Origin of the sequence: Cupriavidus sp. DL-D2 (assembly GCF_039710735.1) — a bacterium.
Lineage (GTDB): Bacteria > Pseudomonadota > Gammaproteobacteria > Burkholderiales > Burkholderiaceae > Cupriavidus.
Map to the genome: position 1 here is coordinate 1 of NZ_JBDKXK010000126.1, position 2,185 is coordinate 2,185.

Genomic DNA, 2,185 nt, shown 5'->3' on the forward strand with positions numbered 1-2,185 from the left:
ATGGCTACCTCTGCAAAGCGGAGCGGATTCGCCGCCCCGTCTGCGGGGAATGGCGGGGCGGAGGGCTCGAAATGAAAATGACACGCGAAGAACGGAGAGCTCTGGAACGAGAGAATGCAAAGCATCCGAAGACGTTGGCACAAGTTGACGGCTGGCAGCACTCTTGGAATAGGCCAGATAGGTTGATCGAGCTCTGGCGGTCGCGAGATTTCCTCGTTCAAGTGTTCGCAGAGAGCGAAGGCATTGTGCGCGCGTCAGTGAATCGAACGACTGTGGATACCAAGCTTGACCGGTGGCACGACGGCATCACATGGGACGAACTGCAGCGCATCAAGCGTGAGATCGGACGCGGCGGCCTTGATGCTGTCGAAGTCTATCCGGCAGACCGTGATGTGGTGAACGTAGCGAACATGCGGCATCTATTCATATTCGATCAGCCGTTGCCCTATACGTGGCGTAAGAGAGAGCCTTAACTTGCAAGCCAACATAGCCCGCGTCCTGAGGTTGACGCGCAGACGCCGGATACCGCAGGTGGTTTAGTCAAAATTATTCAAAACCAATAATTCAGTGGAACAAGCAGTAGAACGAATCTTCGAACTCACCCGCAGCCTTTGGGGGATCGACAAAATGAAAACCGGATGGATGACCGAAGAAGACCTGCAGGAGCTGACCGGCAAGAAGCGATGGTCTGCGCAGGCGCGCTGGCTCGAAGCCGCGTTCCGGATTGAACCGCTGCGCCGCGGCGACGGCCGGGTGATGATGACCTGGGAGACGTACCGCGCGCTGGAAGCCAAGAAAGCCGGCGTGGGCAGTGCCGACGTAGTGCCGCTCACGCCCACCGCCAGGCCGGCCCTTCGCAAGGTCTCGTTCGCAGGGCGAGCCGCATGAACGCACGCCGGCGAAAGACGAACCTTGGCATGCCGAGCCGGGTGTACGAGCGCGGTGGCAGTTGGTACTGGGTGCGCCCGAGCGACCAGAAGTGGATCCGGCTGTGCCGGGTGGACGATGGCCAGCGCACGATGCTCAAGCGCCTGGAAGCCGAGATCGGCGACTTCGAGACCAATGCGGGCACCGGTGACATGGGGCCGCTGATCGCCGAGTACGTGCGCCTGCACAAGGCCCAGCACAAGGAGAAGGCGTGGCCTGCCTACGGTCGGTACGCTGGAGAAGCGTTCAAGGACTTCCGCCTGGCGACCGTGGCCCCAGCCGACGTCGTGCAGTTCCTGCGCGACAACTGGACCGGCAAGCTGCACATGCAGCGCGTCATGCGCTCGTTCATGTCTGGCTTCTTCGACTACTGCGTCGGCAAACGGTTGATCGCCGCCAACCCGTGCCGCGAGGTCAAGCTAAAGAAACCCAAGGCCCGGGACGTCTACATCACCGACGCCCACTTCGGCGCCATTCGGGCCAAGCTGGCCAGCTACGTACGCGTGACGAAGGCCGGCCAGGAGATCGTCAGCAAGGTGCCGGCGGGTGAAATGATGCAGTGCTGCATCGACCTGTGCTACCTGACGGCACAGCGCTCCACCGAGATCCGGCTGCTGCGTTGGAAGGCTGACCCGGGTGCGGCCGGCGGCTCGTCCTGGGTGGACTGGGATGCCGAGGTGATCCACTTCGTGCCCACGAAGACGGAAGACAGCACCGCCGAAGCGGTCGACTGGCCGATCACGCCGGAGATCAAAGGGGTGCTGAAGCGGGCCCAGGCGCTGGGCAAGGTGAAAAGCAGCCAGTTCGTGATCCACTCGATCGAGGGCCAGCCCTACGAGGCGAGCGCCGTGCTCACGGCCTGGAAGCGGGCGGCGAAGCGCGCCAAGCTGGACGCCCACGGCTACACGGTCAAGGACATCCGGGCCAAGGCTCTGACCGACGCCGAGCGCGCCGGCTACACCTTGGCGCAGCTGCAGGTGGCAGCCGCGCATGCCGACGCGAAGACGACCGAGATCTACGTGAAGTCGCGCGCCGTGCCGGTCAGCGAGGTCCGACTGAAGGTGCCGAAGGCGGGGTGAAAGCCTTCCAATATCCATCTGATCGTTTCCCGGAAACCCGCATGCTGTCGTGGGCCGAGAAGCGCAGAAATATTGGAAGCAAGCAGACGGTTTTTGGCTGAACAGCGCTGCTCGGCGGGTGATTCGAACTTTGCTTTGGGATCAGAGGGTCGTAGGTTCGAATCCTATCGCTCCGACCA

3 protein-coding genes are annotated in these 2,185 nt (G+C 62.2%); all 3 read left to right on the plus strand.

Features of this window, described 5'->3' with window-relative positions; all coding sequences use genetic code 11:
• The coding region (locus tag ABDB81_RS30270; RefSeq protein WP_346814403.1) for a hypothetical protein at positions 1-473 on the plus strand (473 nt) is incomplete at its 5' end.
• Positions 474-627: 154 nt separating this feature from the next.
• Positions 628-888, plus strand: a complete 261-nt coding sequence (locus tag ABDB81_RS30275) for a DUF4224 domain-containing protein (protein WP_346814404.1) — start codon at positions 628-630, stop codon at positions 886-888.
• The gene (locus ABDB81_RS30280; RefSeq protein ID WP_346814405.1) at positions 885-2,006 is read left to right on the plus strand and encodes a tyrosine-type recombinase/integrase; all 1,122 of its coding nucleotides are present in this window, start codon (positions 885-887) and stop codon (positions 2,004-2,006) included. The genes ABDB81_RS30275 and ABDB81_RS30280 overlap by 4 nt, the downstream gene beginning before the upstream one ends.
• Positions 2,007-2,185 lie beyond the last annotated feature (179 nt).